This is a genomic window from Nonomuraea sp. MG754425 (genome assembly GCF_021699195.1).
In the GTDB taxonomy this organism is placed as follows: Bacteria; Actinomycetota; Actinomycetes; order Streptosporangiales; family Streptosporangiaceae; genus Nonomuraea.
Genome location: NZ_SSXE01000002.1, coordinates 96983 through 120604, shown reverse-complemented (window position 1 = coordinate 120604; position 23622 = coordinate 96983). Strand labels below are relative to the sequence as shown.

General features: G+C 73.2%; 23 protein-coding genes and 1 pseudogene. 15 read left to right on the top strand and 9 right to left on the bottom strand.

The annotated features are described in order from the left end of the window. Nucleotides 1-2: 2 nt before the first annotated feature. From FAF44_RS01220 to FAF44_RS01190, 7 genes are read left to right on the top strand one after another with little or no spacing between them, the layout of a single operon-like run. A complete protein-coding gene (locus FAF44_RS01220; RefSeq protein ID WP_237101074.1) occupies nucleotides 3-1289 on the top strand; it encodes an O-antigen ligase in 1287 nt (428 codons plus the stop codon). Beyond that, the gene (murJ, locus tag FAF44_RS01215; RefSeq protein WP_237101073.1) at nucleotides 1286-2800 is read left to right on the top strand and encodes a murein biosynthesis integral membrane protein MurJ; all 1515 of its coding nucleotides are present in this window, start codon (nucleotides 1286-1288) and stop codon (nucleotides 2798-2800) included. The genes FAF44_RS01220 and murJ overlap by 4 nt, the downstream gene beginning before the upstream one ends. Further along, entirely contained in the window at nucleotides 2797-3498 is a 702-nt protein-coding gene (locus FAF44_RS01210) for a polysaccharide deacetylase family protein (RefSeq protein WP_237101072.1), read from the top strand. The genes murJ and FAF44_RS01210 overlap by 4 nt, the downstream gene beginning before the upstream one ends. After that, the gene (locus tag FAF44_RS01205; protein WP_237101071.1) at nucleotides 3495-4595 is read left to right on the top strand and encodes a glycosyltransferase; all 1101 of its coding nucleotides are present in this window, start codon (nucleotides 3495-3497) and stop codon (nucleotides 4593-4595) included. Before FAF44_RS01210 ends, FAF44_RS01205 begins: the two co-directional genes overlap by 4 nt. Next, on the top strand, nucleotides 4592-5212 hold the full coding sequence (locus FAF44_RS01200) for a hypothetical protein (protein WP_237101070.1): 621 nt from the start codon (nucleotides 4592-4594) through the stop codon (nucleotides 5210-5212). The genes FAF44_RS01205 and FAF44_RS01200 overlap by 4 nt, the downstream gene beginning before the upstream one ends. After that, nucleotides 5209-6327 (top strand): GNAT family N-acetyltransferase, encoded by a 1119-nt coding sequence (locus tag FAF44_RS01195; RefSeq protein ID WP_237101069.1) that lies wholly within the window; start codon nucleotides 5209-5211, stop codon nucleotides 6325-6327. The genes FAF44_RS01200 and FAF44_RS01195 overlap by 4 nt, the downstream gene beginning before the upstream one ends. Beyond that, nucleotides 6318-7547: a glycosyltransferase gene (locus tag FAF44_RS01190; RefSeq protein WP_237101068.1), complete on the top strand. Its 1230-nt coding sequence runs from the start codon at nucleotides 6318-6320 to the stop codon at nucleotides 7545-7547. Before FAF44_RS01195 ends, FAF44_RS01190 begins: the two co-directional genes overlap by 10 nt. Nucleotides 7548-7756: 209 nt before the next feature. Here FAF44_RS01190 and FAF44_RS54335 read toward each other — a convergent pair. Beyond that, nucleotides 7757-7957, bottom strand: a pseudogene (locus FAF44_RS54335) (glycosyl hydrolase); the annotation flags it as partial. 607 nt (nucleotides 7958-8564) lie between these two features. Between FAF44_RS54335 and FAF44_RS01180 the strand changes: the two are divergent. The 3 genes from FAF44_RS01180 (at nucleotide 8565) to FAF44_RS55650 (ending at nucleotide 12265) form a co-directional block, all read left to right on the top strand. Then, on the top strand, nucleotides 8565-9725 hold the full coding sequence (locus FAF44_RS01180; RefSeq protein ID WP_237101067.1) for an ATP-grasp domain-containing protein: 1161 nt from the start codon (nucleotides 8565-8567) through the stop codon (nucleotides 9723-9725). 21 nt (nucleotides 9726-9746) lie between these two features. Next, nucleotides 9747-10955 (top strand): NAD(P)-binding domain-containing protein, encoded by a 1209-nt coding sequence (locus FAF44_RS01175; protein ID WP_237101066.1) that lies wholly within the window; start codon nucleotides 9747-9749, stop codon nucleotides 10953-10955. Between the two features lie 71 nt (nucleotides 10956-11026). Further along, complete coding sequence (locus tag FAF44_RS55650; protein WP_237101065.1) at nucleotides 11027-12265, top strand: GEVED domain-containing protein; 1239 nt, start codon at nucleotides 11027-11029, stop codon at nucleotides 12263-12265. A 193-nt stretch (nucleotides 12266-12458) separates the two neighbouring features. Here FAF44_RS55650 and FAF44_RS01165 read toward each other — a convergent pair whose 3' ends face one another. The 3 genes from FAF44_RS01165 to FAF44_RS01155 all read right to left on the bottom strand — a co-directional run bounded on the left by FAF44_RS01165 (nucleotide 12459) and on the right by FAF44_RS01155 (nucleotide 14013). Further along, the gene (locus tag FAF44_RS01165) at nucleotides 12459-12716 is read right to left on the bottom strand and encodes a hypothetical protein (protein ID WP_237101064.1); all 258 of its coding nucleotides are present in this window, start codon (nucleotides 12714-12716) and stop codon (nucleotides 12459-12461) included. 264 nt (nucleotides 12717-12980) lie between these two features. Further along, a complete protein-coding gene (locus FAF44_RS01160; RefSeq protein ID WP_237101063.1) occupies nucleotides 12981-13331 on the bottom strand; it encodes a peptidase inhibitor family I36 protein in 351 nt (116 codons plus the stop codon). Between the two features lie 154 nt (nucleotides 13332-13485). Beyond that, nucleotides 13486-14013 carry a hypothetical protein gene (locus tag FAF44_RS01155; protein WP_237101062.1) on the bottom strand — a complete coding sequence of 176 codons (528 nt, stop codon included), beginning with the start codon at nucleotides 14011-14013 and terminating at the stop codon, nucleotides 13486-13488. Between the two features lie 201 nt (nucleotides 14014-14214). Between FAF44_RS01155 and FAF44_RS01150 the strand changes: the two genes are divergently transcribed. Next, nucleotides 14215-14634: a YkvA family protein gene (locus tag FAF44_RS01150; RefSeq protein ID WP_237101061.1), complete on the top strand. Its 420-nt coding sequence runs from the start codon at nucleotides 14215-14217 to the stop codon at nucleotides 14632-14634. Here FAF44_RS01150 and FAF44_RS01145 read toward each other — a convergent pair. Together FAF44_RS01145 and FAF44_RS01140 are read right to left on the bottom strand one after the other, a co-directional pair. Next, complete coding sequence (locus tag FAF44_RS01145; RefSeq protein WP_237101060.1) at nucleotides 14609-15775, bottom strand: erythromycin esterase family protein; 1167 nt, start codon at nucleotides 15773-15775, stop codon at nucleotides 14609-14611. The two genes, FAF44_RS01150 and FAF44_RS01145, sit on opposite strands and share 26 nt — an antisense overlap. A gap of 72 nt (nucleotides 15776-15847) precedes the next feature. Then, entirely contained in the window at nucleotides 15848-17743 is a 1896-nt protein-coding gene (locus FAF44_RS01140) for a heavy metal translocating P-type ATPase (protein ID WP_272893912.1), read from the bottom strand. Between the two features lie 144 nt (nucleotides 17744-17887). Between FAF44_RS01140 and FAF44_RS01135 the strand changes: the two genes are divergently transcribed. Beyond that, complete coding sequence (locus FAF44_RS01135; RefSeq protein WP_237101059.1) at nucleotides 17888-18241, top strand: metalloregulator ArsR/SmtB family transcription factor; 354 nt, start codon at nucleotides 17888-17890, stop codon at nucleotides 18239-18241. A gap of 151 nt (nucleotides 18242-18392) precedes the next feature. Continuing rightward, the gene (locus tag FAF44_RS01130) at nucleotides 18393-18701 is read left to right on the top strand and encodes a hypothetical protein (RefSeq protein ID WP_237101058.1); all 309 of its coding nucleotides are present in this window, start codon (nucleotides 18393-18395) and stop codon (nucleotides 18699-18701) included. 151 nt (nucleotides 18702-18852) lie between these two features. Here FAF44_RS01130 and FAF44_RS01125 read toward each other — a convergent pair whose 3' ends face one another. After that, nucleotides 18853-19572, bottom strand: coding sequence for a helix-turn-helix domain-containing protein (locus FAF44_RS01125; protein ID WP_237101057.1), 720 nt, complete (start codon nucleotides 19570-19572; stop codon nucleotides 18853-18855). A gap of 223 nt (nucleotides 19573-19795) precedes the next feature. On the opposite strand from FAF44_RS01125, the gene FAF44_RS01120 reads away from it, so the two are divergent. After that, nucleotides 19796-20464, top strand: coding sequence for a DUF4097 family beta strand repeat-containing protein (locus FAF44_RS01120; RefSeq protein ID WP_237101056.1), 669 nt, complete (start codon nucleotides 19796-19798; stop codon nucleotides 20462-20464). Nucleotides 20465-20499: 35 nt separating this feature from the next. Continuing rightward, entirely contained in the window at nucleotides 20500-21582 is a 1083-nt protein-coding gene (locus FAF44_RS01115; protein WP_237101055.1) for a serine hydrolase, read from the top strand. Here the strand turns inward: FAF44_RS01115 and FAF44_RS01110 are convergent. Then, nucleotides 21579-22811, bottom strand: a complete 1233-nt coding sequence (locus FAF44_RS01110) for a Gfo/Idh/MocA family protein (RefSeq protein WP_237101054.1) — start codon at nucleotides 22809-22811, stop codon at nucleotides 21579-21581. The two genes, FAF44_RS01115 and FAF44_RS01110, sit on opposite strands and share 4 nt — an antisense overlap. Then, a complete protein-coding gene (locus FAF44_RS01105; RefSeq protein WP_237101053.1) occupies nucleotides 22808-23560 on the bottom strand; it encodes an SDR family NAD(P)-dependent oxidoreductase in 753 nt (250 codons plus the stop codon). The genes FAF44_RS01110 and FAF44_RS01105 overlap by 4 nt, the downstream gene beginning before the upstream one ends. Nucleotides 23561-23622 lie beyond the last annotated feature (62 nt).

Genomic DNA, 23622 nt, shown 5'->3' with positions numbered 1-23622 from the left:
AGATGAGAGACTTCCGAGCGCGGCCGAGTCTCGGGGCCGCCGCCACAGTGCTGCTCGCCTGCCTTCCCGGAGGTCCGGCCGACCCGTCCGCCGGCGTGAACGTGACGGCGGCCGACGTGGCGTCGGTGCTGCTGGTCGCCGTCGCCTTCGCCATGCTGGTCACCGCCCCCGGCGCGGCCAGGCTGCCGGTGCGCGCGCTGGCGCTGGCCCCGGTGGCGGGCGCGGTCACCGTCGCGACCCTGGCCTCTCCCGACATGGCGGCGAGCCTGCCGGGTCACCTCAGGTACCTCCAGGTGTTCGTCCTCGTCCCGCTGGCCGTCCTGGTGACGGTTCGCGACCGGGCCGACGTGCTGATCGTGGGCGGGGCCCTCGTCGGGGCGGCCGGGGTGCAGGGGGCCGTCGGCTGCGTGCAGGCGCTGACCGGGACCGGCGCGTCCTACGCGGGCGAGCGGGTGCGGGCTGTCGGCACCTTTGGCGCGCCCGACGTCATGGGCATGGCGACACTGGTCAGCTACGGGGTGATCATCCTGCTGGCCGCCGGGCTGATGCTGCGGGGCCGCCGCCGGGCCGGGGTGCTGGCCGGAGCCGCGCTGCTCTGCGTCCCGCTCGCCCTGTCGCTCAGCCGCGGCGCGTGGCTGGCCCTGGCGGGCGCGGCCGTGGTCGTGCTCTTCCTGCACAGCCGGGTGCTCGCCGCGCGGGTGGTCCTGCTGGGCGTCGTGGCGGCGATCGTGCTGGCCGTCGGGCCCGGCATCGGCCCCGACGTGCTCGGCCAGCGGCTGACCTCGCTGACCACCACCGTCTCGCAGCCCGACCAGTCCGTACGCGACCGGTACCGGCTGTGGGCCGCCGCCGTGGACATGTGGCTGGACCACCCGGTCACCGGGGCCGGCCCGCGCAGATTCGCCCAGTTGCGCGACACGTACGCGCCGATCGAGCTGTCGGCCGGCAGCGACACCGACGACCCCGTGAACGGCTTCCAGCGCCGGCCCCTGCTGTCCCCGCACAACCTGTACCTGCTGGTGCTGAGCGAGCTCGGCCTGCTCGGGCTGTGCTCGTTCGGCCTGTTCCTGGGGTCCATGGCCTGGTGGGCCGCCCGGGGGATCGCGCCGGTGGCGGCCGGGCTGCTGGCCTGGCAGCTCATCACCTTCGTCCAGGGTGACATCGGCGGGCCGACGACGTTGGTCATGGCGGTCGTGCTGGGGCTCGTCCTGTCGCTCGTCGCCCGGCCCGGCGTCCTGGCCACGGGGGACGCGCTGAGACCCGGGCTCGCACGGGGAGCAGTGCGATGACCACGGCCGTCTCGCCCGCGCTACGGGCCGTCAGCGTCACCGTCCTGCTCATCGGGCTCGGGTCGGTGCTCGGCTTCGTCCGTGACCTCCTGCTGGGCACGCTGTTCGGGGCCGACGCCGGCACGGACGCCTTCCTCGTGGCCTGGACGATCCCGGAGACCGCCGCCCCCCTGCTCATCGAAGGGGCGATGGCCTTCGTGCTGGTCCCGCTGTTCAGCCGCGCGCTGGAGACGGGCGGCGACCTGCGTGGCCTGGTGGCGTCGTCGCTGCCGCGGTTGTGCCTGGCGCTCGCGGCGGTCAGCGCCCTGACCGCGGCGGGCGCGCCGTGGCTGGTGGGCGTGCTCGCGCCGGGCATCTCGCAGACCGGGCTGGCCGTCGACTGCATGCGCGTGGCCTCCCTGACCATCCTGACCTTCGGCCTGGCCGGATACCTGAGCGCGGCACTGCGCACCGACCAGGTGTTCGCGCCGCCCGCCGCCATCTACGTCGTCTACAACCTGGGGATCGTCGCGTGCGTGTGGGCGCTGCGCGACCAGGGCACGTACGCGGCGGCCGTCGGGGTGGCCGCGGGCGGGATCGGCATGGTGCTCGTCCAGGCTCCGGCCTTCCTGCGGCGCTTCGGGGCCCCTCGATGGCAGCGGCCCGCCGTGCCGCTGCCCGTCGCCGTGTTCCTGCCGGTCGCGGGGTTCACGCTCGCCCGCCAGTGCCAGGTCTTCGTCGAGCGGTCCGTCGGCTCCTCGCTGGCCGAGGGCTCGATCTCGCACCTGAACTACGCGCAGAAGATCGCCCAGGTGCCGATGACCCTGTCACTGATCGTGGCGACGGTCACCTTCCCGCACCTCGCCCGCGCCGTCGCCGCCGGGGACACCGACCGGGCGCGGCGCAGCATGGCCGGCGACCTCACCGCCGGTTCGGCGATCGTGCTGCTCGCCACCGCGATGCTGCTCGTCTGCGCCCCGGACGTGGTGGCCGTCCTGCTGGAGCACGGCCAGTTCACCGCGTCCGACACCGCCGCCACCGCGCGGATCATGCAGGTGTACTCGCTGGGGCTGCTCGGGCAGAGCCTGGTCGGGATCGTGTGCCGGGCCTTCTTCTGCGGCCCCCGCCCGTCCTGGTACCCGGTGGTCGCGATGGCGCTCGGGCTGGTCGTGACGATCCTGCTCGCCCGCCCGTCCTGGGGGGTCACGGGGATCGCCGCGGCCAACGCGGCCGGGATCACCCTGACCGCCGCGCTGCTGCTCGCGGGGCTGCGGACGCGGGTCATCCGGCTGCCGCTGCGCGCGGCGCTCGCCCCGATCGGCGGGCTCGTCCTGGCCGCCACGATCGCCACCGCGGCCGGGTGGGGGGCGCGGGCGCTGCTGGCGCCGCTGACGGAGCCGATCGCCCTGGCCCTGACCGGTTGCGTGATCGCCGCCGCGTTCTGCGTCGTCGCGGCCCGCACGCGGGCCTTGGCCGCGCTCACCGAAACCACCACGATCACTCGTCTGATCAGGATGCGAGGTCGCGTATGACCGCGATGCCGTTCGTGCTCATGTACCACTCCGTGGAGAAATACGACAGCGACCCCTTCCGCGTCACCGTCTCTCCCGGACGCTTCGCCGCCCAGTTGCGCTGGCTGGCCGGTCGCGGCCTGACCGGCGTCTCGATGGGCGAGTTGCTGCGCGCCCGGGCCGAGGGGCGGGACCGCGGCCTGGTCGGGCTGACCTTCGACGACGGGTACGAAGACTTCCTCGGCGAGGTCGTGCCCGCCCTGCTCGGGTACGGCTTCTCGGCCACCGTCTTCGTGGTCTCCGGCCTGCTCGGTGAGCACAACGCCTGGGACCCCGGCGCGCCGCCCAAGCGGCTCATGGACGAGGACGGCGTACGCTGGGCCGCCCGGCAGGGCATGGAGATCGGCTCGCACTCGTCCGGGCACCGCTCGCTGGTCGGCCTGAGCGACGCCGAACTCCAGCACGAGGTCGCCGCCAGCAAGGCCGCCCTGGAGACCGTGCTCGGCGGGCGCGTGTCCGGATTCTGCTACCCCTACGGGCATGCGGACGCCCGCGAGGTGGCCGCCGTCGCCGAGGCGGGCTACTCCTACGGCTGCGCGATCTGGAAGTCCGAGCTCAGCGGCAGGCACGCGATCCCGCGCACCTACGTCGGCGACCGGGACGGCGGGCTGCGGCTGCGGGCCAAGTGGATCCGGCACCGGGTCCGGTGGGGCGGGTGAGGATCCTGCACGTCATCACCGGCCTGGCGGCGGGCGGCGCGGAGCAGCAGCTCCACTCCCTGCTCCCGCATCTGCGGGCCCGCTGCGAGGTGGCCGTGCTCACCGGGCGCGGCGCGGTCGCCGACGCCATCGAGCGCGCCGGCGTGCCGGTCCACCACATCGGCATGCGCGGCAACCGGGACCTGCGTGCCGTCGGACGGCTGGCCCGGCTCATGCGCGCGGGCCGTTACGAGGTGGTGCACACGCACCTGTACCGCGCCTGCGTGTACGGGCGGCTGGCCGCGTGGCTGGCGAACGTGCCGGCCATCGTGGCGACCGAGCACTCGATCGGCCACCGGCACATCGAAGGCCGCCGCCTCACCCCGCCCATCAGGGCGTTGTACCTGGCCAGCGAGCTGCTCGGGGACCACACCGTGGCGGTCTCGCCGTCGGTGGCCGAGCGGCTGGCGAGGTGGGGCGTGCCCCGCTCCCGCATCGGGGTGATCTCCAACGGCGTGGACGGCACGGCGTTCGGCTTCGACCCCGATCTGCGACGCCGTACCCGGGAGCGGCTGGGGCTGCGGGAGGACGCGTTCGTGATCGGCGGAGTCGGCCGGCTGGAGCCGGGCAAGCGCTTCGACCTGCTGATCGAGGCGCTGCCGCCGCTCGACCACGCGGTGCTGCTCCTGGTCGGCACGGGATCGTGCGAGGCGCGGCTGCGCGAGCTGGCCCGCGAGGCGGGGGCCGGGCACCGGGTGCTGTTCGCCGGGGAGTCGCTCGACGTGCGCGCGATGCTCTCGGCGATGGACGTGCTGGCGGCTCCCTCGGCGGAGGAGACGTTCGGCGTGGCGGTCGTCGAGGCGCTCGCCTCGGGGCTCCCGGTCCGCTACGACACCTGCCCCGCCATCGACGACCTGCCGCCGGACGCGGCCCCGGGCGCACGACGGGTCGCCGCGCACCGGCTCGCCGCCGAACTGGCCGACCTGGCCGCCCGCCCGCCCGGACGGCTCCGCCCGCCGGACGCCGTCGGGCTCTACGACATCCGCCGCCAGGCAGAACAGCTTGAGTCGCTCTACCTGCGCCTGCTCGGCGCCGTACCGATGGAGAAGCAACGATGACACGGACTCGTGCCCGGATCGCGGACCGGCTCATGCGATGGTGGCTGCCGCTGTCCCTGGCGGCCGGCGCGCTGGCCGGAGCCGGGTACGCCCTGGCCGGGGAGGCCGTCTACACCGCCGACGCGTACGTCGTGGTGGTGGCGGACGGCGACCCGGAGCGGGCGGCCAACTTCGCCACCGCCTACGCCCGGATCTCCGCCCATCCCGGCTTCCTCACCGGGGCCGAGGCCGAGCAGGCCGCGCTGAGCGTGGCCGCCTCCCCGGACGCTCCGCTGGTGCGGCTCACCTCGGCGGCGGCCACGGGATGGGAGGCCGCCGCGCGTGCCAACCGGGCGGCCGGGGCGCTGATCGCCTACGCCGCCACGCACGCGGCCGACACCCGGGTGCGGCTGGCGTCCTTCGCGACCGCGGTGCCGCCGCTGCGGCCCTCGTCCCCGGTGCTGCTGATCAGCGTGGCCGTCGGCGCGTGCGGGGCGGTCACGCTGGCCTGCCTGCTGCGGCTGGCCTGGTGGCCGGCCCGCCGCGACGACCGCGACGACCGCGACGACGACCGTCTTGAGGATCGCCATGACGACCGCCGCGCGCCGGAGCCCGCGCTGAGCGGAGCGAACGCGTGAATGCCGTCACCCCGTCCACGTCACGCGCGCGGCTGACCGTGCGCGTCGTCAGCGAGGACGGGGAACTGGCCGGGTTGTCGCGGGAGTGGGCGGACCTGTACGCCCGCAGCTCGCCGGCCACGCCGTTCCAGGCGCACGGCTGGCTCTGCTCCTGGTGGCGCTCCTACGGCAGCCCGGGGCGGCTGCGCGTCTTCCTGGCCTACCGGGCCGGGCGGCTGGTCGCGGCGGCGCCGTTCCGGCTGGACCGGCGGGTGCTGACCCCGGTCGGCGGCGAGCAGTCCGACTTCACCGACATCGTGGTGGACGACGCCGAGGGCGACGCGGGCCTGCGCGACCTGCGCGACGGCCTGCTCGGCCAGCGGGGCTGGGACGTGATCGACCTGCCCGAGGTGCGTCCCGGCGCGGTGGCCTGCCGGCTGGCCGGGGTCTGGGGCGAACGGGCCTGGACCCTGCCCGCCTCCACCTGCCTCCAACTGCCCGGAGAGCCCATCGAGCACGCGCTGGGCGCGCTCGAGAGCCGCCGGGCGCGCCGGCTGCGCTCGGTGCTGCGCAAGCTCGACGCGCTGGAGCTGTCGGTGGCCGACGTCAAGGCGGACGGAGTCGCCGGGGCGATGACCGAGCTGCTGCGGCTGCACGCCATGCAGTGGGCGGGCCGGGGCATCAACGTCCAGCACACGCAGCCGCGCTTCAGGGAGCACCTGGTCACGGCCGCGCGGTCGCTGACGGCGGACGGGCACGCGGTCGTCTCGGAGTTCCGGGTCCGGGGCCGGTTGCTGGCCTGCGACTTCTCGCTGATCGGAAAGGACTTCGTGGGCGGATACCTGTACGGGGTGCACCCGGACCTGCGCGCCGAGGCCGACGTGCTCACGCTGCTGCTGCGGCAGAACCTGGCGATGACCCACCGGCTGGGCAAGCCGGTGTTCAGCCTGCTGCGCGGCGACGAGCCCCACAAGGGCAAGTACGGCTGCCGGGCCGTGGCCAACCAGCGGGTGATCCTCGGCCGCGACGTCCGGGCCCTGCCCTACGCGGCGACCACCGGCGCGCGCACCGCGGGCCGGGAGCTGCTGAAGCGGCGCTACCCGCGGCTGGCGGAGAGGATCTCGGCATGGCGCTGACGCCGAGCGTCCTGCACGTCACGCAGCCGGTGGACGGCGGTGTGGGGGCGTACGTGGCCGGGGCCGTCGCCGACCAGGCGCGACGCGGCTGGCGGGTGGCGGTGGCCTGCCCGCGGACCGGCCCGCTGTCCGGCACGCTGGACCGGCTGGGCGTGCCCTGGCTGGAGTGGGAGGCAGGGCGCGCGCCCGGACCCTCCGACCTGGTGCACGCGGCCCGGCTGCGGCGGATCGTCCAGGAGTTCGGGCCCGACGTGGTGCACCTGCACTCCGCCAAGGCCGGGCTGGCGGGCCGGATCGCGATCAGAGGGCGGGTGCCCACGCTTTTCCAGCCGCACGGCTGGTCCTGGCTGGCCGCCCGCGGCCCCGCCGCCACCGCCGCGCTGAGCTGGGAACGCCTGGCCGTGCGCTGGGCCGACCGGGTGATCTGCGTCGGCGCGGGCGAGGCGGCGCTGGCCAGGCGGCACGGCGTGGCGGGCGACCTGCTGGTGGTGCGCAACGGCGTGGACCTGCGCCGGTTCACGCCCGCGGGGGCGCACGAGCGGGCGGCGGCCCGCGCCCGTCACGGCCTGGCCGCGGACGTGCCGCTGGCGGTCTGCGTCGGCAGGGTGACCCGGCAGAAGGGTCAGGACGTGCTGCTGTCGGCCTGGGAGCGGGTCGTCGCGCGCAACGGCCGGGCGCACCTGGCCGTCGTCGGGGACGGCCCGCTGCTGCGCGCGTTGCGCTCGCGGGCCGTGCCGCGCGTTCACTTCGCCGGCGGTGTGGACGACGTCCGCTCCTGGTACGTCGCCGCCGACGTGGTGGTGCTGCCCTCCCGCTGGGAGGGGCTGCCGCTCACCGCGCTGGAGGCGCTGGCCACCGGCAGGTCGCTGGTCGGCTGCGCGGTGCCGGGAATCACCGAGCTGGTGACCGAGGGCGTCGGCGCGGTGGTCGCGCCCGGTGACGGCGCGGCGCTGGCCGAGGAACTGCTGCTGCGGTTCGAGCAGCCCGCGCTGGCCGCCGCGGAGGGGCTGGCCGCCGCCTCGCTGGCGGGCGCGCTGGACGTCGGCGACTCGCTGGACTCGCTCGCCGCGCACACGCTGGGGCTGGTCGGCACGAGCAGCGGCGTGGACGGCGCGGGCGTCGCGGACGGGGCCGGGACGTCGGGGGTGCTCAGCCGCTCGCGGAAGATCTCCGACGACCGCGGGTTCGACGGGCACTGCCAGACGCCATGCGGACAGTAATCGGAGATCGAGTGATAGACGACGTCGTGACTGTCGATCCAGTCGAGCATCTGGCGGACGTAGGCGGGACGGTCCCCGTTGCGGAACAGCCCCCATTCGGGGAAGGAGATCGGCTTGTGGTGCCGGGCCGCGAACTCGGCCTGGGCCCGCAGCCCGTACGGCTGCTCGACGTAGTCGGAGAACTGCTTGCCCGGCCCCTGGTCGTAGCTGTCCATGCCGATGATGTCGACCACGTCGTCACCCGGGTAGCACTTCGTCCACGGGATCGCGTCGTGCCCCCGGTTGGGGGCGAAGTCGAACTGGAAGCGCTGGCCGGGCGTGGCGCGCATGGTCATGACGATGCGCCGCCAGTACTGCTTCCACGCCTCCGGGTTCGGGGCGCACCGGCTGGAGTACGTGGTGCCGTTCATCTCCCAGCCGAGCACGACGATCGTGTCTCCGGCGCCGGCGGAGACCAGCCGCCGGGCCAGCCGCTTGAAGTGGTGGTCGTAGAGGCCGCGCGCGCCCGCGGCGAGCCGCTCGGACACCGCGTCGTCGGGCATGCCGGACTCGTTCGGGGCGATCATCGGCACGTTCAGCGCCAGCACCCGGTCGGGGTGGGCGGTCCGCCAGCGGGTCCAGGGCCCGAGGACGGCCTTGGTTCCCTGGATGGACTCCCACCGCTCCCCGGGCAGGTAGGTGCGGCCCACCGTGGCCTCGTTCCGCAGCCACGACTCGAAGCCCTGCAGCCGTCGCGGGCCGCGCCAGTCCGAGGCCAGGAAAACGCCCAGGGCCGCGTCGCCGCGTGGCCAGTCGTCCGGAGTCGTTCTCACCCGCTCACCGAGGCCGAGCAATGCCATAGCCACTGAACCAATGGCAATCGCGATCGAACAGTGCAGATAGTTCTTTCTCGCCACCATCGCACATCTCCAGATATCGCCTTTCACCTATTCCCTATACCCGGGTAGCCCGGAAGCCGGATATCCGACTCGCGACTTGCCTTATTCATGGCGTTTCTAGAATGAAGAGGACGTAACCATGCTCGATTGCACCGTCCCGGCGCTCGTGTTGCGGCTGGATTCCAATGTCTTCCACCATGGGACGCTCGGCGCCATCCGCTCCCTCGGCCAGGCGGGCGTGGAGGTGCACGCGCTCATCCAGGGCCCGCACGCGCCGACCGCCCGCTCCCGGCACCTGACGCGCGTCCACGCGTGGCCCCACGACCAGGACGTGGTCAAGGCCCTCATCCGGGTCGCCGGCGACATCGGGCGCCCGGCCGTGCTGCTGGCCATGGACGACGCGGGCGCCATCACCGTCGCCGAGCACGCGGCCGACCTGCGCCCGTACTACCTCGTCCCGGACCAGTCGCCGCGGCTGCCGCGGACCCTCGCCGACAAGCGGCTGCTGGCCGAGCTCTGCGCCGACCTGGGGATCGCGCAGCCGGAGACCCGGCTGATCACCGACGAGCGCGACGCCGCGGCGGCCGTCGCCGACTTCGGGCTGCCCCTCGTCGCCAAGTGGGCGCAGCCCTGGCTCCGGCCCTCCGGGATCGGTTCGCGCAACACCAGCCTGGTCCGCCAGCTCCACCAGGTGCCCCGCCTGCTCCGGCACGTGGCCGGCCACGACCTGCTGTTCCAGCGGTTCGTGCCCGGCGACCGGCGCTCGGACTGGTTCTTCCACGGCTACTTCGACGAGGACTCCCGCAGCCTGTACGACGGCACCGGACGCAAGGAGCGCTCCTACCCCAGGGGCGCGGGCCTGACCACGTACGGACGCTGGCTGCCCAACCCCGTCGTGGAGGACACGGCCCGCGAGCTGGCCAGGACGCTGGGCTACAGCGGCGTCCTGGACATCGACTTCCGCCACGACCCGGCCACGGGCGTCTACCACCTGCTGGACTGCAACCCCAGGCTCGGGGCGCAGTTCCGCCTGTTCCGCGACAGCGGCGGACTGGACCTGGTCCGGGCCGCGCACCTGCACCTGTCCGGCAAGCAGACGACCCGGGGGCGGCCGGGGCACGGCCGGACGTACCTGGTGGAGAACTACGACCTGTTGTCCGCCGGGCCCGGGACCGTGCGCGCCCTGTGCACGGCCGACGAGCGCGCCTGGCTGTCGGCCGACGACCCCCGCCCCTTCATGGCCATGGCCGGGCACACGATCCGGCGCGGCCTCGGCCGGCTGATCCAGCCGCAGAAATAAGCGACACCTACATCTAGCACCATGGAGGAGAACTTGCGTACGCCGGTCATTGATGTGGCGATTGTGGGCGCGGGCCCCTACGGGTTGTCCGTGGCCGCGCACGCGTTGGACGCCGGTCTCGACACGCGGGTGTTCGGCAGGCCGATGTGGGCCTGGGAGCACCACATGCCCCGGGGGATGTTGCTCAAGTCCGAGCCGGACGCGTCCCACCTCGGCGACCCGGACCGGCGCTACGGCCTCGACGCCTACCGCCGCTACGCCTACGGGGAGCCGGTGCCCGTGGCGGAGTTCGTCGACTACGGCAGGTGGTTCGGCACGCGGGCGGTCGGCCAGGCCCTGGACGAGTCGGAGGTGGTCTCCGTCGGCACGGAGGGCGAGATGTTCGCGCTCTCCCTGGCCTCGGGGGAGTCCGTGCTGGCCAGGTCCGCCGTGCTCGCCCTGGGCTTCCTGCCGTTCGCCCACCGGCCCGGCGCGCTGGCGGCGCTGCCGCCGGACGCGGCGACGCACAGCTCCGACCACCACGAACTGGGCGGGTTCGCCGGCCGGGACGTGACCGTGGTGGGCGCCGGGCAGTCGGCGCTGGAGACCGCGACGCTGCTGGCCGAGGCCGGCGCGAAGGTGCGCGTCGTGGCCCGGACCCGCATGCTGGACTGGAACGCCGTCCCCGCCGAGCGGCGTTCGGCCCTGGACCGGGTGCTCGCGCCCCGCTCCGGGCTCGGCAGCGGCTGGCCCTCCGTGGTCTGGTCGCGGCTGCCGGGCGCGGTCAGGTACCTGCCGAGGCCGGCCCGCGCCCACATCGTGCGGACCGCTCTCGGGCCCGCGGGGTCCTGGTGGCTGCGCGAGCGCTTCGACGACGCCGTCACCGTGACCCTGGGCACCCGCCTGACGGCCTCGGAGCGCCGCGACGGAGTCCGGCTGCACCTGACGGACGTCACCGGGGCGATCACCACGCTGGACACCGAGCACGTGATCGCGGCGACCGGCTACCGGGTGGACGTCGCCAGGATCGGACTGCTCGCGGACCGGCTGCGCCGCGCGGTGGCGTCGTCGGGTCCCACCCCACGGCTCAGCCGCACCTTTGAGACGTCCGTCGGCGGGCTGCACCTGGTCGGGCTCGCGGCGGCGGCGACCTTCGGGCCCGCCATGCGGTTCGTGTACGGCTGCGACTTCGCCGCGCGCCGCGTGACCAGGGGCCTGACGAACCGGCTGCGCCGGCCGCGAACGTCTTGACGACGCCGCGCGGCCGGCCCGTTCGGGGGCCGAGATCGGACCGCACCACCATCGACATCGGGGGCAGCAAAGTGGCAATTCGTGGACTGTTGGCCGGCCTGGCCGTGGTACTCGTCGGCGTTCCGGGGCTCGTTCCGGCCGCGTACGCCGACGTGGGGCCGTCGTCCTTCACCAACGCGGCGGCGACCGCCGTGGGCCGGACGCCGTCGGGGGTGACGGTGACCGTGCGCAAGAAGATGATCGGCAAGACCCGCGTGGCCTCCGCCGAGGTGCTCCCCGCCAACCCGGCGGCCGACGACGACGAGTACCTCGCCCCCGCCAACGCGAAGACGGCGGCGGGCTTCATCGACCTCTACGAGGACTTCGCGGCCAGGCCCGGCGGCTGGAGCGACGTCGCGACGCTGACGTTCACCTTCTCCAGGCCCGTACGGGATCCGAGCCTGCACGTGTTCGGCACGGGCGGCTCGTCGGGGGCCTCCACGGCCAACCGCGACGATTTCTGGCCCGCCATCGACATGGTCAGCGGCCTGCCGGTCAAGCCCGCCTTCGCCAAGACGGCCGGGTTCCCCGGTTACCGGGTGAGCGCCGGCACGATCGAGCCGGAGCGCGTCTACTCCGTGCGGTCCACCACCTGCGGCGTGGTCTACACCTGCGGGACCGTCAAGGTGGCCGGCACCGTCACCGAGTTCACCATCAAGCTGCGGGCCCGCGACGTGCGCTACGGCGCCGGCGGGACGAACCCGCAGGTATGGGGCTCGTTCAAGCTCTCGCTGACCGAGGACGTCTCCGACGCGCCCGTCTCCTACGGCGCGGCCGCCCACGCGATCGGCGACTCCTTCCTGGGCCGGTCCGTGAGCGCGGACCACGGTGCCGCGGTCGGCACGCGGGTGCGCGGCCTGCCCGCCGGCACGGACGACGACGACGCCGTGACCGGCTCGCCGGCCCGGGTCGCGAGCTGCGACCTCACGTACTCGCTGGTGGTGCCGGTGCGCTCGCAGTCCCCGGCCTACGTCGCCGGCTGGATCGACTTCAACCACAACGGCCGTTTCGACGCCGACGAGCGGGCCGTCACGCGGGTCGCCGACGGGGCGCTGGCCGCCACCCTCAAGTGGACGGTCACGCAGACGCCCCGCACCGGTCCCGCCTGGATGCGGCTGCGCCTGGTCACGAGCGCCGGGGCGACGGCGTCACCGACCGGCTGGGCCGACGGCGGCGAGGTCGAGGACCACCAGATCGAGCTGGTCGAGGGCACTGTCGGCGCGGACACGGCCGAGTCCGGCGCATGGCGCGCCGAGGCGGCCACGAACTGATCACCGGGCGGTGCGCGGGGAACTGAGCGCGGGGAACTGAGCGCCGGACCGCTTCCGGAGAACGCGACGGGCCGGCGACGCATCGCCGGCCCGTCACCGTGTCCGGGATCGCGGGCCCGTGGCCGGTCGCGGCCGGTCGGTGAACGCGAACGGCCCAGCCCGGCACGAGCCGGGCTGGGCCGCGAGCCGTCGCCTAGTCGTTGAGCTGGCCCCGGTAGCCGACCGGCCCCTCGTTCGGGAACTGCGCCGTTCCCTCGAACCTGGAGCCGCTGTCGAAGAAGGTCACCGAGCCGTTGCCCGCGTGGGGGCTGTTCCAGGTGACCGTGGTGCCCGCCTGCGGCCGGCCCCCGTCAGGGACGACCTGACCGCGGTTGGCGATGGACAGGACCAGCGGCTTGTCCTGCTGCCATCCTCCGCCGCCCGTGTGGATCTCCGTGTCGTAGGTGGCCATCGTGGTTCTCCTTGCGTGCTCGGGCGAGGGCGCGGTGCGCCTGATCGCCGTTGTTGGGCGCTTTCATCGTCACACCACCGTTCGCGTTCGCGGCCTCACTGACGGTTAGTGCCAGGTGATGTTGCCGTGCCGATTGGGACAAGGGATAACAGGTGCGCCCACAGGCCAACCTACGGGTGCATGGCAGGCGTCTCGTCCCGGTCAAGGGGTTCGCCGATCGGCCGCGCCACAAGGCGATGCGGGACGGGCGGTGCCGCCACCGCGTCAGCAGCGCGGGGCCACCGCGTCGATCTTGCCGCCGAAGTCGTTCTTGTACACCCGGCGGTAGTCGCCCTTGCGCACGATGCGGGTCTCCTTGCGGTCAGGGACGTGGATCCAGTTGATGAAGCAGCCGTCGGCGTCGGCCTTGAACGAGCCCACGTTGTCGTGCAGCGCCGGCGGCACGTCCACGTAGCCGTTGCCCGGGTTCCAGCACCACGACGCGCCGGTGAAGTCCTTCCCGCTCCACAGGCAGATGTCGCCGGGGCCCGCCTGGGCGCCGGCGGGCGCGGTGGCGCAGGCGAGCGCGGCGAGCGCGATCGCGCCGGTGAGCGCGGCGATCCGGGTTCTCTTCATGAGCGTCCTCCTGGTTGGTTCGCTGGGGAGGCCGTGTTGCGGCCATGTCACAGCATGTATTCGAGTGAACACGTTACGCATCGACCTGGGGGATACAAGGTCGGCGACCGGGGGTGGCCAAGAACTGACGTACTGGTCAGCCCTCTGCCGGAGGTCAGCCGGCGGGGGCGAAGGTGAACCGGGTGAACTCGCGGCTGCCGGTCACCACGCCGTCGAAGGGCTTCAGCCACTGCTTGCCGTCGAGCGGGTTGGTGACGTAGTTGCCGGTGCCATGCTCCTTGAGGTACCAGCCGCCGCCGGGGGCGGCGGCGAAGCTCCAGCGGGTGGCGCAGTTCGAGTCGCCGAGGAAGATGCTGGCGTTGCCGGCGCACCAGGTGTCGTAGCCGCCCCAGTTGAAGCCGGTGGACCTGATGCGGTACGCGTCGCCGTCGCGTTCGAAGACCAGGGCGTCGCCCGTGCCGCCGTCGTCGTCGCTCAGCCGGACGTGGTCCCAGCTCTCGTAGACCTCGTAGGTGGCTCCGCGCTGCCCGCTGCTGGTGTGGCCGATCGCGTGGTAGGGCTCGCCCGGGGTGATCGGGGCGGCCTCGGCGTCCGCGGGCAGGGGCGCGGCCGGCAGGGTCAGGCAGGTCGCGGCGGCGGCGGGCTGCAGCAGCAGGTGGCGGCGCGTGAATCGTGAGGTCATGGGTGGAGTGTGGTCCTCTCTCTGGTTCCGTCCTGGGGATGCGGCCCGGGTGGGTTCCGGGCCGCCATGGACGTCACACAAAGTAATGGATCAGTGACTCTCCGCTTACTATCGGTTTGGTGATCTCTCCCTGACCGGTCCTAGGGTGATGGGGTCCGCCGAGTTCGCGGGCGAAGCCGACGAGAGGAAGGCGGCCGGTCGGTGTGGGGCTGGGAGTGGTTGATCGGGATCGGGGTCGCCCTCTGCGTCGCGTGGCTGGCGCTGATCGCGGCGCTGGCGATCGTCCGGCCGCGTGGCGGGTTGCTGCGCGAGGCGCTGCGGCTGCTGCCCGACGTGCTGCGCCTGGTGCGCCGCCTGGCCGCCGACGACGGCCTGCCGCGCGGCGTCCGGGTCCGGCTCGTCCTGCTGCTGGCCTATCTGGCCGTCCCGATCGACCTGGTGCCCGACTTCATCCCGATCCTGGGCTACGCCGACGACGCCATCATCGTGGTGGCCGTGCTGCGTTCCGTGGTCCGCCGGGCCGGGCCGGCGGCCGTGCGCCGGCACTGGCCGGGCACCGACGACGGCTTCGCCGCCCTGGTCCGGCTGACCGGGCTCAATCGAGGCCGGCGACCTGCCTGAGGAAGACGATGCCGTCCATCGTGCCGAGCTGGGCCGGGTCCAGCGGGAAGTAGGCGAAATCGGGGGAGACCCGCGCCACTGGCTCCGCGCCGGCCCCGGCCAGGCGGCGGGCGTCGATGAGGGCACGTTCCCACGGGAGCGTGGCCAGGAGGCCCTCGACGGTGTCCGGGGGCGGGGTGTGCGCGCCGATCGTGCCGAGGGCCGAGGCCAGGAAGGCGTACCGGTCGCCCAGGTGCGCCCCGGCGATCGCGCCCGCGCTCCACCACTCCAGCGTCTGGTCGCCGAACGGCATGAGGCTCAGGTTCCGCTGCAGGTGCAGGTTGTGGGAGAAGACCAGGGCCGGGCCGTGCTCGGCGACGGCCCGCAGGTTGGCCGCCATCATCGCGTCCCGCAGGGCCGACAGCCGGGGCCACCGTAGCGGGGACGCGTCGGCCAGCCAGTGGTGGTAGCGGAGCAGGCCGGTGGCGGTACGCGCGTACAGGGCCGCGCGTTCCCTGTCGTGCGCGCTCAGCCGGGGCGCCTGGGTGTCGAGCAGCGCCACCAGGTCGTCGGTGATCAGCCGCAGCCGCCGGGCGTCGGCGGACCGGCCGATCGATCGGGACGGGTCCGTGGCGGTGGCCTCGTCCGACCACCGGTCGTCCGGGCCGAGCAGCGTGTCGAGGGTCTCCCCGGTCACCACCGCGTCGGGGAACGGGCCGTCGAGCAGGGCGTGGAGGGCGGTGAGCGCCTGACGCGGGCTGGCCGCCCAGTACTCCAGCGGGCCGTCGAACCCGAAGAAGCGCAGCTTGCCGTCATGCTCCGCGTTGTAGGCCCGCATCCAGGCCACGAGCTCCCGGTTGGCCGGTGACGCGCCGAAGCCGTGGCTGAAGCCGCGTTCCATGACGTCGTCGAGCGTGCCCGTGCCCGTCGCGAGGTAGTCGTCCACCACGAGGCCCATGAGGCAGTCGCTCTCGATGGCGAAGGCCCGGTAGCCCTCGTGCTCGACCAGATGCCGGAAGAGCTCGTTGCGCGCCTGGCCCAGTTCCGCCACGAAGTGCCTGGCCTCGCCCAGGCCGAGCAGCAGCGGCCGGGCGGGGAGCGAACGCAGGAAGGCCGAGACGCCCGGACCGTCGAGCGGCCCGGCCATGTCCTTGATATTCATGCCTTCAACGCTATCGTTGAACACTCTTTGTAAACTTTTCCGCCGAATTCCGGCTCCCTTCACCGTTTACCTTCAAACGGATGACGCGCCTGCTGCGCGGCGCCAGGCGGCCCCGCGCAGCAGGCGCAGCCCGTTCAGGCCGACGATGACGGTGGAGCCCTCGTGCCCGGCCACGCCGAGCGGCAGCGGCAGGTCGCCGAACAGGTCCCAGGCCACCAGGACGGCGATGAAGGTGAAGGCGATGACCAGGTTGGCCACGACGAGCCGGCGGGCCCGCCGGGCCAGGGCGAGCACGGCGGGGACGGCGCTCAGCTCGTCGCGGGTGATGACCGCGTCGGCGGTGTCGAGCGCCAGGTCCGAGCCCGTGCGGCCCATGGCGATCCCGGCGTGCGCGCCGGCCAGCGCGGGAGCGTCGTTGACGCCGTCGCCCACCAGCGCCACGCGCGCCCCGTCCGCCTGCAGCTCGCGGACCGCCGCCACCTTGCCGGCCGGCAGCAGCCCGGCGCGGACGTCGGTGATGCCGGCCTGGCCGGCGAGCCGGTGCGCGGCGCGCGGGTTGTCACCGGTCAGCAGCACCGGCGTGGTCCCGGTCAGCGTCGTGAGCCGGGCGACGGCTTCGGCGGCGCCGGGGCGCATGCGGTCGGCCAGCGCCAGCACGCCGGCCGTCGTGCCGTCCACGCGGGTCACGACCGCGGTGTGCCCGCCCCGCTGCAGGTCGTCCACGAGCCGGGCGGCGGCCTCGTCGCCCGCGTCGAGCAGGTGCGCCGGGCTGCCGACCTCGACCAGGCGGCCTTCGACGCGGGCGCGCACGCCCAGCCCCGGCCGGGAGCCGAACGCGACGGCCTGGCCCGGCGGCAGCCCGGCCGCGCGGGCGGCCCGGACCACGGCCCGGCCCAGGGGATGTTCCGAGCCCTGCTCGGCGGAGGCGGCCAGCGCGAGCAGCCGTCGCTCGTCCAGGCCCGCGCCGGGCAGCACGTGCACCCCGGTCACGTGGGGACGGCCCTCGGTCAGGGTGCCCGTCTTGTCGAAGGCGACCTGGGTGACGGAGCCGAGCTGCTCCATCGCCACGGCGGACTTGACCAGCACGCCGTGACGGCCCGCGTTGGCGATGGCGGCCAGCAGCGGCGGCATGGTGGCCAGGACCACCGCGCACGGCGAGGCGACGATCATGAAGGTCATCGCGCGCAGCAGCGCCTCCTGCAGCGGCACCCCCCACAGCAGCGGGACGGCGAACAGCGCCACGGTGGCCGCGACCATGACGACCGAGTAGCGCTGCTCGACCTTCTCGATGAACAACTGGGTGCCCGCCTTCGTGGCCGTGGCCTCGCGCACCATGGCCACGATCCGGGCGATCACGGTCTCGGCCGCCGGTCGCGTGACCCGGACGCGCAGGACGCCGCTGCCGTTCAGCGTGCCGGCGAACACCTCGTCACCGACGGCCTTGTCCGCCGGCACGCTCTCGCCGGTGATGCCGGCCTGATCGACCGCGCTGGCGCCCGCGATGACCTGGCCGTCCGCGCCGATCCGCTCTCCCGGCCGGACGAGGATCGTCTCGCCGACGGCCAGGTCGGCGGCCGGGACGCGGTCCTCGCCGTGCTCGCCCAGGCGGGTGGCCTGTTCGGGCGCGAGATCCAGCAGGCCGCGCACGGCGTCCTCGGTGCGTTTGGTGGCCAGGGCCTCCAGCGCGCCGGAGGTGGCGAAGATGACGATCAGCAGCGCGCCGTCGAAGACCTGCCCGATCGCCGCCGCGCCGATCGCGGCGACCACCATGAGCAGGTCCACGTCCAGGGTTCGGTCCCGCAGCGCTCTGAGGCCAGACAGGCCGGGCTCCCAGCCTCCGGCGGCGTAGCAGGCGAGGTACAGGCCCCACCACGACCACGACGGAGCCCCGGCCAGGTGGAGGATCCCGCCCGCGGCGAACAGGACGGTGGCGGTCGCGGCCCAGCGCACCTCGGGCAGCGACCACATCCCGTCCCGCCACGCCGAGGCCGCTCGCGGGACGGGCCCGGAGCCGGCGGCGGGGGAGGTTCGCACGTCTGTTGTCACGCTGGCAGCATATATGCGCATCAATGCAGATACGCAAGTAGCGGGGTTCGCGGGTATCGTGGCCGCATGCACACGTCGCTGCCGGATTTCGACATGCCGAACGAGGAGCAGGTGCACCTGGCCGCCGAGTCGTTCCGGCTGCTGTCCGACCCCACCCGCATCAAGATCCTCTGGGCGCTGCTGCAGGGTGAGTCGAACGTCGCCTGCCTGGCCGAACTCGCCGACGCCGCCCCCACCGCGGTCAGCCAGCACCTGGCCAAGCTCCGTCTGGCCGGCCTGGTCAAGGGCCGCCGCGAGGGCACCTTCGTGTACTACAGCGCGGCCGACGATCATGTGCGCCGCCTGCTGACCCAGGGCCTCTACCACGCCGACCACGTCGATCGCGGCGACCTGTCCTCCTCCGCGCACACCTCCGGCTGAGCGCCCGTCCGCCCCTCTCGGAGGGGGCGTGCGGCCATGTAACTGAATGGCGGGGTTTATGTGCCTACTGGGACAGACGAGCTGCCATAGCTGCATGAGGTAGTCGAGCCGATACTGACGGTGACAGACGCTCGACGGAGAGGATCCCCTCATGCCGACCGCACGTATCGCCGCAGGACAGACCGCCCCCGGGCAGGGCTGGCAGCCCTACGGGGCCAACGGCATCTACATCGACGTCAACACCACCGACGGCCGCTTCACCGGCAAGCCCATCTACGTCACCTCCATCGGCGGCGCCGGTGGCAACCAGTGGAACCTCGTCGGCCCCAGCGCCGTCTACGAGGTCACCACCACCAAGTTCCGCGTCTACGTGCAGTGGAAGGACGGCTCCGCCCTGTCGCCCGCCAGAGCCCAGGAGTACGGCTGGTACATCAACTGGATCGGCTACGACAACCCCTGACACCTTGAGGCGGGCCCGCCGGACTCGCCGGGTCGCCGGCCGTCCCCGCGCCTGATCGCCAGGCTGGGCGTGACCTGCCTCGGACGACCATGACAAAAGAGGTGGAGCCCCCGGCGCGCGCCGGGGGCTCCGTCGTGTCCGGGATGGACGGCTACCGATGATCCGGCGGGGTGCGCAGGACCTCGCGGGCCTGCTCGGCGGCGCGGGCGATGCTCTCGGAGACGAAGTCGAGGAAGCGGGCGATGTTCTCCATCCGGACGGCGGCCTGGGTGCCGGGCCCGAGGACCCCGACGCCCTGCCGCGCGATCTCGACCAGGTGGGCGGTGCCCCGGGCGCTGGCCATCATCGACTGATACCAGACGTCGTCGTCCACGACGTAGCGTTCCCGGCGGCGTTCGTCGCGCTCCCGGCGGACGAGGCCCTGGCTCTCGAGGTAGGCCACCGCCTTGGAGATGGACGCCGGGCTGACCTGCAGTCGCTCGGCGAGTTCGGCCGCGGACATGCTGCCGCTGTCGGTGATGGTGAGGCAGGCCAGCACCCGGCCCATCATCTTGGGCGTGCCCGACTGGATGAGGACGGTGGTGAAGATCTCCTCGTACTCGCGCACGGCCTCGGGGTCGCGCCCGTGGGCCTGCCGGGACGCCTGCGGCCCCCGGGGTGTGGCCTGCCTGCGCCGGTGGGCGCGGTGCTCGGTGGCGCGGTGGGCCAGGTCGGCGCGGTAGGCGGTGGGGCCGCCGTTGCGCATGACCTCGCGGGTGATCGTCGAGGTCGGACGATCGACCCGTCTGGCGATCTCCGCGTAGGCGAGGCCGTCGGCCAGCCCCAGCGCGATCTGTTGGCGTTCCTGCTGGGTGAGCCTGCCTCCCGGCATCACGGCCTCCTTCGTGTGTCCCTGATACCGGCAGACTAGCGTTCGCGTTCAAGTCATTGCAACATATGGATCGGCTCATGTTGCGTTACCGAGGAAGCCGTTGCAACGATTATGAGTCATTGACCTGCAATTATGCGTGTAACGTGCAACGAACGACTTGAAGAAACTGCGAAGGCAACGTAGCGTTTGCGTTGTTCGAAACGACAGCCGCAAGGAGCACACCATGCAGAAGTTCGACACCTCCGCCCCGATCACCACCGTCCTCGACATCCCCGCGGGCCGCGTGCAGTTCATCGCCGCCGACCGGGCGGACACCACGGTCGAGATCCGGCCCGCCGACGCCACCAAGGAGCGCGACGTGAAGGTGGCCCGGCAGACCGAGGTCCAGTACGGCGACGGCGTCCTGCGGATCGTGGCCACGGCCAAGAACCAGGCGTTCGGCCCGTCCGGATCCATCGAGGTGACGGTCCAGCTCCCCGCCGGCTCCCGGGTCGAGGCGAAGGCGGCCAGCGCCGAGGTCCGGGCCGTCGGGCGGTTCGGTGACGTCGCCGTCGAGAGCGCGCACGGCTCGATCAAGATCGACGAGGCCGAGAGCGCCCGCCTCACCGTCGTCGCCGGTGACGTCTCGGTCGGCCGCCTCAACGGCCCCGCGCAGATCAGCACCGGCAAGGGGGACATCAGCGTCACCGAGGCCGTGCGGGGCACGGTCGTGCTGCGCACCGAGGCCGGTGACGTGGCGGTCGGAGCCGCCGCCGGAGTCTCCGCCTCCCTGGACGCCGGCACCTCCTACGGCCGGGTCCACAACGCGCTCATGAACACCGAGGGCCCCGCCGCCCCGCTCGCCATCCAGGCGACCACCGCCTACGGCGACATCACCGCCCGCAGCCTCTGACCGCACAGCCTGCTACAGCTTCGAAGGAGCCCGCCATGTCCATTGACCCCACCCCGCTCGACCGCCCGGAGTTGCGGAAGGCCGTCCAGGAGATCGTCGACTCCGGTGTCACCGGGGCGCAGCTCCGCGTGAACGACGAGCACGGCGAGTGGACCGGCAGCGCCGGGGTACGCGAGCTGGGCGACCCCGCCGAACCGCCGGCCGACGGGCACGTCCGGATCGGCAGCAACACCAAGACCTTCACCGCGGTCCTGGTGCTGAAACTGGTGGCCGACGGCACGATCACGCTCGACGACCCGGTGGACGACCACCTGCCCGAGTTCGGGCTCGACCGGCGGATCACCGTGCGGATGCTGCTCCAGCACACCAGCGGGGTGTTCAACTTCACCGGCGAGTACTACGAGGACGGGACGGTCGCGCCGGGCATCACCTGGTCGGGCCGGGAATGGGTGGACAACCGGTTCGCCACCTACCGGCCCGAGGAACTGGTCCGGCTGGCCCTGTCCAAGCCGGCGCGCTTCGAGCCGGGCACGGACTGGAGCTACTCCAACACCAACTACGTGCTGGCCAGGCTGCTGATCGAGCGGGTCACCGGCCACACGTACGCCGAGGAGATGGGGCGGCGGATCCTGGGGCCGCTCGGGTTGTCGGGCACCCTAGTGCCCGAGACCGCCCCGGACCTCCCCGAGCCGCACGCCCACGCCTACTACCGCTACGAGGACGCCGGCCAGGAGCGCACGGTGGACGTCACCCACCAGAACCCCTCCTGGATCTCCACCGGCGGCGACATGATCTCGACCACCCGCGACCTGCACACGTTCATCTCCGCGCTGATGGGCGGCCGGCTGCTGCCGGCCCCGCTGCTGGCCGAGATGTGCACGCCGCATCCCAAGGCCGGCTACGGCCTGGGGGTGTTCGTGCAGGAGACGGCCGGCGGCACCGTCATCACGCACAACGGCGGCATCGCGGGCCACGCCGCGCTGATGTACAGCACGCCCGACGGGAGCAGGACCCTGACCGCCGCGCTGAACTACGTGGACGACGCCGCGCTCTCCCTGGGGGAGGCGTTCCAGAAGGTGACCCGGATGCTCGTCGACGAGGTGTTCGGCGAGCGCTAGGCCGGCCGGGATCCGATGCGGTCAGGCGAAAGAAGGACCTGCCTGCCCTGCGGGTTCACCTGGCCCGCCGCGAAGTACGCCGCCAGTTCGGGGGCGACCGGCGGCACCGTACGCGGCCGTGAGCCGTCCCGCAGCGACTCGGTCGCCAGCGCCGCCGCCGCGACCGCGTCGCGGGCCGCGACCGGGGAGGTCTCCGTGGCCCCGCCGTGCCGGGCGAACCGCAGGAACTCGCTCATCAGCGCCCGGTCGGCCCCTCCGTGGCCGCCCGCCTGCTCCCGCACCGGCACCACGAGGTCGCCGTCGGCGTCGTAGTCGCGGCGGCCGCGGTTCCACACCCGGATGACGCTCTCGCCCCGGTGGTCGCCGAAGTTCTCCATCCGGCCCTCGGTGCCGATCACCGTGTAGTTGCGCCAGTAGTCGGGCGTGTAGTGACACTGCTGGTAGCTGGCCTGGACGCCGTTGTCGAGCCGCATCAGCATCATCGACAGGTCCTCCACGTCCACGACCGGGTTGAGCCCGCGCTGGGCGAGCGGCGGCCAGTTGCGCGCCGGGTCGAACCAGTGCTCGTCCTTGTCCTGGTCGTCCGCGCGCCGGTCGGTGACGCGGTCGTAGACCGACAGGCCGCCCATGGCGGTGACGAGTTCGGTCCGCGCGCCGGTGAGCCAGTGGATGACGTCGATGTCGTGCGCGCCCTTCTGCAGCAGCAGCCCGGTGGTGCGGCGGCGGTCGGCGTGCCAGTCCTTGAAGTAGTAGTCGCCGCCGTGGCCGACGAAGTGGCGGCACCAGATCGTCCGCACCTCGCCGATCGTGCCCTGCCGGATGAGCTCGCGCAGGTGCCTGATGACCGGCATGTGGCGCATGTTGTGGCCCACGTACAGCCGGGCGCGGTGGCGCATCGCGGCCTCCAGGACGTCGTCGCAGTCGCGCACGGTGACGGCCAGCGGCTTCTCCACGAACGTCGGCAGGCCGCGGGAGAGCGCCTCGACGGCGTGCCCGGCGTGCAGGTGGTCGGGTGAGGCGATGATGACGGCGTCCACGTCGTCGAGCGCGTCCCGCACCCGGCTCGACGTGCGCGTCCCCGGGCCGAAGAGCTGACGGGCCGCCGCGAGCCGGGCCTCGTCCAGGTCGCAGACCGACTCGACGCGGGCTCCCTCGCCCGGCCGGTGCGCCTCCTGGGCGATGCTGATCCGCTGGCCCGCGCCGATCACGGCCAGGCGCAGGTCGGTCATCGCAGGTAGTCCTCGGTCAGGATGTCGGACACCAGGCGGGCGTTGCCCGCGCTCAGCCCGCCGTCCACGCGCAGCACGGTGCCGGTGATCCAGGCGGCCTCGTCGGAGGCGAGGAAGAGCACGGCGGCGGCGACGTCGGCGGGGGTGCCGATGCGGCCGAGCGGGTACCAGGCGGTCAGCCGCTCCATCAGGGCGGGGTCGCGGGTCAGCCGCTCGTCCCAGATGGGGGTGCGGATGGTGGCGGGGGCGACCAGGTTGACCCTGACCCCCTTCGGCCCGTACCTGACCGCGAGCCCTCTCGTCAGGCTCTCCAGCCCGGCCTTGGCCGCGCTGTAGGCGTCGTTGCCGAAGAAGGCCGAGGCGTTGATGGAGCCCATCATCACCACGCTGCCGCTGCCGCGTTCGGCCATGCGCGGGATCAGCGCCTGGCTCATCAGGAAGGGGCCCTTGAGCACCGAGGCCAGGTCGGCGTCCCACTCCTGCTCCCCCAACTCGGGGAAGGGCGTGTCGGTGCAGGTGGCGGCGTTGTTGATGAGCAGGTCCGGGACGTCGTCGACGGCGCGGACCGCCGCCGCGTCGGTGACGTCCAGCCGCAGGGGGGTGGCGCCGAGTTCCTCGGCCGCGCGCCACGGGTCGAGGTCGGCGATGGTGACGTCGGCTCCCTCCGCGAGCAGGCGGCGCGCGACCTCCATGCCGATGCCGGACCCCGCCCCGGTGATGAGGGCTCTTCTCCCGTCGAACCTGGCCATGGCCGCTCCTTCCCGGTGATGTCGTTCGATCTTAGGGGGAGCGGGCACGGGTTGCGCAAGCG

Excerpts from the sequence above, each read along its gene's own strand:
- FAF44_RS01135 (WP_237101059.1), top strand. The coding sequence starts at position 17,888 with ATGCACACGTCGCTGCCGGATTTCGACATGCCGAACGAGGAGCAGGTG.
- FAF44_RS01145 (WP_237101060.1), bottom strand. The coding sequence starts at position 15,775 with ATGAATATCAAGGACATGGCCGGGCCGCTCGACGGTCCGGGCGTCTCG.
- FAF44_RS01160 (WP_237101063.1), bottom strand. The coding sequence starts at position 13,331 with ATGAAGAGAACCCGGATCGCCGCGCTCACCGGCGCGATCGCGCTCGCC.
- FAF44_RS01175 (WP_237101066.1), top strand. The coding sequence starts at position 9,747 with ATGGAGGAGAACTTGCGTACGCCGGTCATTGATGTGGCGATTGTGGGC.
- FAF44_RS01165 (WP_237101064.1), bottom strand. The coding sequence starts at position 12,716 with ATGGCCACCTACGACACGGAGATCCACACGGGCGGCGGAGGATGGCAG.
- FAF44_RS01130 (WP_237101058.1), top strand. The coding sequence starts at position 18,393 with ATGCCGACCGCACGTATCGCCGCAGGACAGACCGCCCCCGGGCAGGGC.
- FAF44_RS01105 (WP_237101053.1), bottom strand. The coding sequence starts at position 23,560 with ATGGCCAGGTTCGACGGGAGAAGAGCCCTCATCACCGGGGCGGGGTCC.
- FAF44_RS01115 (WP_237101055.1), top strand. The coding sequence starts at position 20,500 with ATGTCCATTGACCCCACCCCGCTCGACCGCCCGGAGTTGCGGAAGGCC.
- murJ (WP_237101073.1), top strand. The coding sequence starts at position 1,286 with ATGACCACGGCCGTCTCGCCCGCGCTACGGGCCGTCAGCGTCACCGTC.
- FAF44_RS01210 (WP_237101072.1), top strand. The coding sequence starts at position 2,797 with ATGACCGCGATGCCGTTCGTGCTCATGTACCACTCCGTGGAGAAATAC.
- FAF44_RS01155 (WP_237101062.1), bottom strand. The coding sequence starts at position 14,013 with ATGACCTCACGATTCACGCGCCGCCACCTGCTGCTGCAGCCCGCCGCC.
- FAF44_RS01200 (WP_237101070.1), top strand. The coding sequence starts at position 4,592 with ATGACACGGACTCGTGCCCGGATCGCGGACCGGCTCATGCGATGGTGG.
- FAF44_RS01125 (WP_237101057.1), bottom strand. The coding sequence starts at position 19,572 with ATGCCGGGAGGCAGGCTCACCCAGCAGGAACGCCAACAGATCGCGCTG.
- FAF44_RS01180 (WP_237101067.1), top strand. The coding sequence starts at position 8,565 with ATGCTCGATTGCACCGTCCCGGCGCTCGTGTTGCGGCTGGATTCCAAT.
- FAF44_RS01110 (WP_237101054.1), bottom strand. The coding sequence starts at position 22,811 with ATGACCGACCTGCGCCTGGCCGTGATCGGCGCGGGCCAGCGGATCAGC.
- FAF44_RS01120 (WP_237101056.1), top strand. The coding sequence starts at position 19,796 with ATGCAGAAGTTCGACACCTCCGCCCCGATCACCACCGTCCTCGACATC.
- FAF44_RS01190 (WP_237101068.1), top strand. The coding sequence starts at position 6,318 with ATGGCGCTGACGCCGAGCGTCCTGCACGTCACGCAGCCGGTGGACGGC.
- FAF44_RS01140 (WP_272893912.1), bottom strand. The coding sequence starts at position 17,743 with ATGTGGTCGCTGCCCGAGGTGCGCTGGGCCGCGACCGCCACCGTCCTG.
- FAF44_RS01220 (WP_237101074.1), top strand. The coding sequence starts at position 3 with ATGAGAGACTTCCGAGCGCGGCCGAGTCTCGGGGCCGCCGCCACAGTG.